Origin of the sequence: Romboutsia sp. 13368, from assembly GCF_018336475.1 — a bacterium.
In the GTDB taxonomy this organism is placed as follows: Bacteria; Bacillota; Clostridia; order Peptostreptococcales; family Peptostreptococcaceae; genus Romboutsia.
In genome coordinates this window covers 302,994-308,851 of the sequence record NZ_CP048741.1, presented here as the reverse complement: position 1 = coordinate 308,851, position 5,858 = coordinate 302,994, and the positions used below count along the sequence as shown (strand labels likewise).

Here is a 5,858-nt window from a genome sequence, read left to right as displayed (position 1 = left end):
CTTACATTAATCTTCCTCTATTATAATAGTCTGTATGGTCATTATTATCATAGTTTAACTCTGCAGTTACTTTTACAGTGTGTCTATTTTTATTATAGTTTATTTTTATATCATCAAAACGCGCATCATCTGAGTTACTTCTTAAATAATTCCTAACTAAATCTTCTCCTGATTTAATATCAACATCATTATAAGTTGCAAAGTAAGCACCTTCAGCTATTTCTAAAGTTAAATTATATTTTCCATCTTGGACTTTATTTCTCATCTCTCTCATATTGTCCATAATCTTACCTCCTAAGTAAATAAAATACTTATACTTAAGTTTTCCATATTAAATTTTTTTATTATAGTAATATTTATCCTTTWATATTTATCCTTTTATAATCTATAAATATAAAACCACACTAATATTTATTAGTGTGGTTTTATTAATTAACATACTTCTTCTTCAAATTGACTGTTATATAGTTCACTATAGAATCCTTTTGCTTTTAATAATTCTTCATGACTACCTTGTTCTACTATATCTCCATCTTTCATTACTAATATTACATCTGCATTTTTTATAGTAGATAATCTATGAGCTATTATAAAGCTTGTTCTACCTTCCATAAGGTTCTCCATAGCTTGTTGTATTAATACCTCTGTACGAGTATCTACAGAACTTGTTGCTTCATCTAATATTAATATTTTAGGGTTAGAAAGTATAGCTCTTGCTATAGTTAATAACTGCTTTTGACCTTGAGATATATTATTAGCCTCTTCGTTTATTTCCATATTGTATCCATCAGCTAATGTTTTTATAAAGTGATCTGCATGAGCAAGTTTAGCAGCTTCTATTACTTCTTCATCACTTGCATCTAGTCTACCATAACGTATGTTTTCCATTATACTTCCATTAAATAGCCAAGTATCTTGTAAAACCATACCAAACATTTTTCTAAGTTCATTTCTTGTAAAGTCTCTATAATTATGACCATCAATTAATATATTACCACTATTTAATTCATAGAATCTCATAAGTAACTTAACAATAGTAGTTTTACCAGCACCAGTTGGTCCAACTATAGCTACTTTTTGACCTGGCTTTATATTAATAGAAAAATCATTTATTATTATTTTATCTTCAGTATATCCAAATTTAACATTTTCAAATTGTACAGCACCTTCAACATTTTCAGTTGATACAGGATTAGCTACGTCTTCTTCTATTTCTTCTTCTTCTAAGAATTCAAATACTCTTTCTGCCGCWGCTGCTGTTTGTTGCATTACGTTCGCTATTTGAGCAGTTTGAGAAATAGGTTGCATAAATGATTTTACATATTGGATAAATGCAAGTATATCCCCAACTTGTATTTTATTTCTTATAGCTAAGAAACCACCCATTATAGCAACTATTACATATCCTAAGTTTCCTATGAATGTCATTATCGGCATCATCATACCTGATAAGAACTGTGACTTCCAAGCTGAGTTGTATAATGTATCACTTAACTTATCAAACTCTTCAATAGCTTTATCTTCTCCATTGAATGCTTTCATTATATTGTGTCCACTATACATTTCTTCTATATGACCATTTGTATGACCTAAAAACTCTTGTTGTGCTCTAAAGTGTTTTTGAGATTTTTTAACAACAAACATCATCATTATTAAAGATAAAGGTATTACAACTAAACTAACTAATGTCATTGTAACACTTATAGATAACATCATTACTAAAACCCCAATAAGAGTAGTTGCCGCTGTTATCATTTGTGATAATATTTGATTTAAGTTTTGACTTATTGCATCTATGTCATTTGTTACTCTAGATAAAACCTCTCCATTAGTTTTTTTATCATAGTAATTAAGAGGTAATTTATTTATTTTTTCAGATATAGATTTTCTTAAGTTGTAAGATACTTTTTGAGATATATCTGATGTTATAAAAGTTTGAATAAATGAGAATATCGAACTTATAACATATAAACTTGCAAGCATAGTTAAAGTTTTTAATATACCATCAAAATCTATACCGCCACCGCTATTACTTACTTTACTAACTAATCCTTCAAATATTTTAGTAGTTGCATTACCTAATATCTTAGGCCCTACTATATTAAATACAGAACTACCTATAGCAAATACTATAACTAATAATATAGCGAATTTATATGGGCTTAAATAGTTTATTAGCTTTTTCATAGTCCCTTTGAAGTCCTTAGCCTTTTCATGGCTACCTCCTCCACCATGACCATGCATACCACCAAAACCACCTTGTTTTCTTTTTTCTTTATTACTCATTGTCTAGCTCCTCCTTTGAAAGTTGAGATAGCGCTATTTGATTGTAAACTTCACAATCTTTCATAAGCTCATCATGAGTTCCTATACCTACAACATTACCTTCATCAAGAACAACTATTTGATCAGCATGAAGTATTGTACTTATTCTTTGAGCTACTATTAAAACTGTTGCATCTTTAGTTTTTGATTTTAACTCTTTTCTAAGTTTTGCATCAGTTTTTAAGTCTAGTGCTGAAAAACTATCATCAAATATAAATATCTTAGGCTTTTTAGCTAAAGCACGAGCTATTGAAAGTCTTTGTTTTTGTCCACCAGATACATTTGTACCACCTTGTGCTATTTCAGTTTCAAATTTATCTGGTTTTGATTCTATAAATTCCATAGCTTGAGCAATATTTGCCGCTTCGTTTATATCTTCTTGTGTAGCATTTTCTGCACCATACCTTATATTACTATCTATAGTTCCAGAGAATAAAACTGCCTTTTGCGGAACATATCCAATTTCATCTCTAAGTTTATGTTGTTCAATATCTTTTACATCAACTCCATTTACTAAAATCTTACCTTCTGTAACATCAAAGAAACGAGGTATTAAATTTATTAAAGTTGATTTACCACTTCCTGTACTTCCTATGAAAGCAGTAGTCTGACCTGGTTTTGCAGTAAAGTTTATATTGTTTATAACATTATCTTCTGCATCTTCATATTTAAATGAAACATTCTTAAACTCTACTTCTCCGTATTTATCTTCATCAAAGTCTTTAGTTTCCTTTGAGTCTTTTATAGCTACATCAGTTGATAATATTTCATTTATACGTATAGCTGAAACTGATGCTCTTGGTAACATAACTGATAACATTGATATCATTAAGAATGCCATTATTATTTGCATTGAATATTGAATAAATGCCATCATATCTCCAACTTGCATCGATCCAGCATCAATATTATGAGCTCCTACCCAAACTATTAATATTGTTATCATGTTCATTATTAACATCATAGTAGGCATCATTATTGACATTATTCTATTTACAAATGTRTTTGTTTTTCTTAATTCTTTGTTAGTTTCATCAAATCTCTTTTCCTCTAGTTTTTGATTACTAAAAGCTCTTATAACTAGCATACCAACTAATGATTCACGAGTTACTAAGTTTAATTTATCAACAAGTTTTTGTACTTTTTTAAATCTAGGTATTGCTAAACTAAATAATATTATAACTACTAAAAGTATTGCAACAACTGCTACGCCTATTATCCATGCCATTGATGTATCAGTATTTAAAACTTTTAATACTCCACCTAAACCAAGTATTGGTGCATAAAACACCATTCTTACTAGCATTACTGTAAGGTTTTGTATTTGTTGAATATCATTTGTACTACGAGTTATAAGTGATGCAGTTGAGAATTTATCAAATTCTACATTAGAAAAACTTACAACTTTTCTAAATACATCTTTACGAAGACTTCTTCCTACACCTGCAGCAACTCTTGATCCAATGAATCCAACAGCTATAGTAGCTACTAAACTTATAAGTGCTACACCTAGCATAATTGCGCCTGATTTAAATATATAGTTGTTTTGTAACTTATCCATATTAATACCTATAGCTTGGTATTCATTTTTTACTGCATATATAGATGATTGAGTTAGCATATTTTCATCTAATCCATCTACTTGTTTATCTATTTCTTTTGTTACTTGATTTAATTGTTCTTTAGGCATATTTTCAAGTACAGTAAAAATATCCATTCCATTTGGCATATTTGGTATCTTACCTTCTTTACTTGCCATTTCTATTCCAGATACTTTCATTAAAGATGTTCCCATTATCTTATTTAAACTATCTATATCTTCTTTGTTATCTGTGTTTAATTTATATAATGGTTCACTTTTTAGTAAAGGATATTGCTTTACATATTTATCATATTCATCTTTACTTAAATTACTTTTTTCTATTAAATCATATGATTTTTCTACTTCTTGCTTTTGTTTATCATTCATAAAAATCATTAACTTATCTAATTCTTTTTCTCTAATAACAACTGGTACTGCATTTTCTATACCATTTTGCTGTATACCTATGTTTACTATATTTGATGTATAGTCTGGTAGAGATAAATCACAAGTTGCCTGAACTACTAGTAGTCCTATGACTAATATAAGTGATAATGTAAATGGTTTTAAATATTTTAAAACTTTAGTCATATTTAAACTTCTACCTCCATTTTAATAAATTTTATTGTATAATATATAATAATTAAAAAATATAATAGTTATACTTTTTAATTATTATACTTTTTAAGTATATACTTTTTTTATTAAAAGTCAATAATATATACAGACATTTAATATTATTATTTCAAACATTTGTTATATAATAATAAATAAAAATTGTACGGAGGAACAATTAATGGATGAAATTAAAATGGATATAATTATTCAAAATTTTATAAGTATCATTCCTTTATTCAAGAAAAAACTTATACATGATAACTGCGGCTTTAACAAAAGTAACTTAAATCACTCTCATTTTCAGATAATGTTAACTTTAAAAAATAAAGATAAATTACCTATATCAGAAGTAGCAAAAAAACTTGTTATATCTACTCCTAATATGACAAAACTTTTAAACAAACTAATAGAAGAAGATATGATACAAAGAATTCCTGATGAAAAAGACCGTAGAATAATAAATATAAAATTAACTGAAAAAGGAGATAAGTATTTAGAAGATAAGTTTGAAGATGTAAAATTATCACTAAAGAATAAATTTTATACTTTGCCAAATGATAAGCTTGATAAATTTAATGAATCCTTAGTTACATTAAAAGATGTACTAAATGAAATAAGCTCAGATATTTAAACCTGAGCTTTTTCTTTTAACTTATTTAATTCCTTTAATCTACTTACTGATTTAAGTAGTAGTATTATTGTACTTAAAGTTATTCTAGTATTTATATTTTCAATTTCTTTTATAGCATTTTCTATATTAATTATTTTACTTTCTATATCTTCATGCTGGTACTGTATTAGTACTCTCATATCATTAATAATTTTTTCTTGCTCTTTAGGGTGCATACGTCCCTTACTAATCCATCTATATAATTCATATATATTACTTATTAAGTTTCTTCTTTCATTTACTATCTCATTATATATTTTATCATCATCAATTTGTTTATTAACTCTAGATTTAGATTCTACAAGAGATGTTATAACAAATAGGTTATTCATAATTTCTGGTCTAACATTTCCTTTTAATAATTCATCTATTTCTTCAAACATTTCTTTAATAGATGCATCATATAATTTTCTTAATTGAGCATTTGAATCTTTTAAACTATAAGGGAATATGTATCTATTTGCTATAATAGCAATTATAGTTCCTATTATAACCATTATAATTCTTTCAACTGTAAGTTCCTGAACATTTCCTACTGCTGCTGCCGTACCTATAGCTGCTACTGTTACAAATATCATTCTATATTTATATTCATTTACATAGCTTTGTAAGTAACCTGTTAGCATTACTATAAGTAATCTAATAGTTTCATCTTTGAATATA

Annotated in this window: 5 protein-coding genes; 1 reads left to right on the top strand and 4 read right to left on the bottom strand. The window is 27.1% G+C overall.

The window, feature by feature from the left end; all coding sequences use genetic code 11:
* Position 1: 1 nt before the first annotated feature.
* The 3 genes from G3997_RS01230 to G3997_RS01220 form a co-directional block, all read right to left on the bottom strand.
* On the bottom strand, positions 2-283 hold the full coding sequence (locus G3997_RS01230) for a hypothetical protein (protein WP_296646841.1): 282 nt from the start codon (positions 281-283) through the stop codon (positions 2-4).
* A 149-nt stretch (positions 284-432) separates the two neighbouring features.
* Positions 433-2,244, bottom strand: a complete 1,812-nt coding sequence (locus G3997_RS01225; RefSeq protein WP_334299845.1) for an ABC transporter ATP-binding protein — start codon at positions 2,242-2,244, stop codon at positions 433-435.
* A 34-nt stretch (positions 2,245-2,278) separates the two neighbouring features.
* Positions 2,279-4,498: an ABC transporter ATP-binding protein gene (locus tag G3997_RS01220; protein WP_296646834.1), complete on the bottom strand. Its 2,220-nt coding sequence runs from the start codon at positions 4,496-4,498 to the stop codon at positions 2,279-2,281.
* Positions 4,499-4,703: 205 nt separating this feature from the next.
* On the opposite strand from G3997_RS01220, the gene G3997_RS01215 reads away from it, so the two are divergent.
* Positions 4,704-5,156: a MarR family winged helix-turn-helix transcriptional regulator gene (locus G3997_RS01215; RefSeq protein WP_296646831.1), complete on the top strand. Its 453-nt coding sequence runs from the start codon at positions 4,704-4,706 to the stop codon at positions 5,154-5,156.
* On the opposite strand, the gene G3997_RS01210 is transcribed toward G3997_RS01215, so the two are convergent.
* On the bottom strand, positions 5,153-5,858 hold a 706-nt coding region (locus G3997_RS01210; protein ID WP_330616154.1), incomplete at its 5' end, for a hypothetical protein. The two genes, G3997_RS01215 and G3997_RS01210, sit on opposite strands and share 4 nt — an antisense overlap.

Coding starts and splice junctions, on each gene's coding strand:
- G3997_RS01230 (WP_296646841.1), bottom strand. CDS start 283: ATGGACAATATGAGAGAGATGAGAAATAAAGTCCAAGATGGAAAATAT.
- G3997_RS01215 (WP_296646831.1), top strand. CDS start 4,704: ATGGATGAAATTAAAATGGATATAATTATTCAAAATTTTATAAGTATC.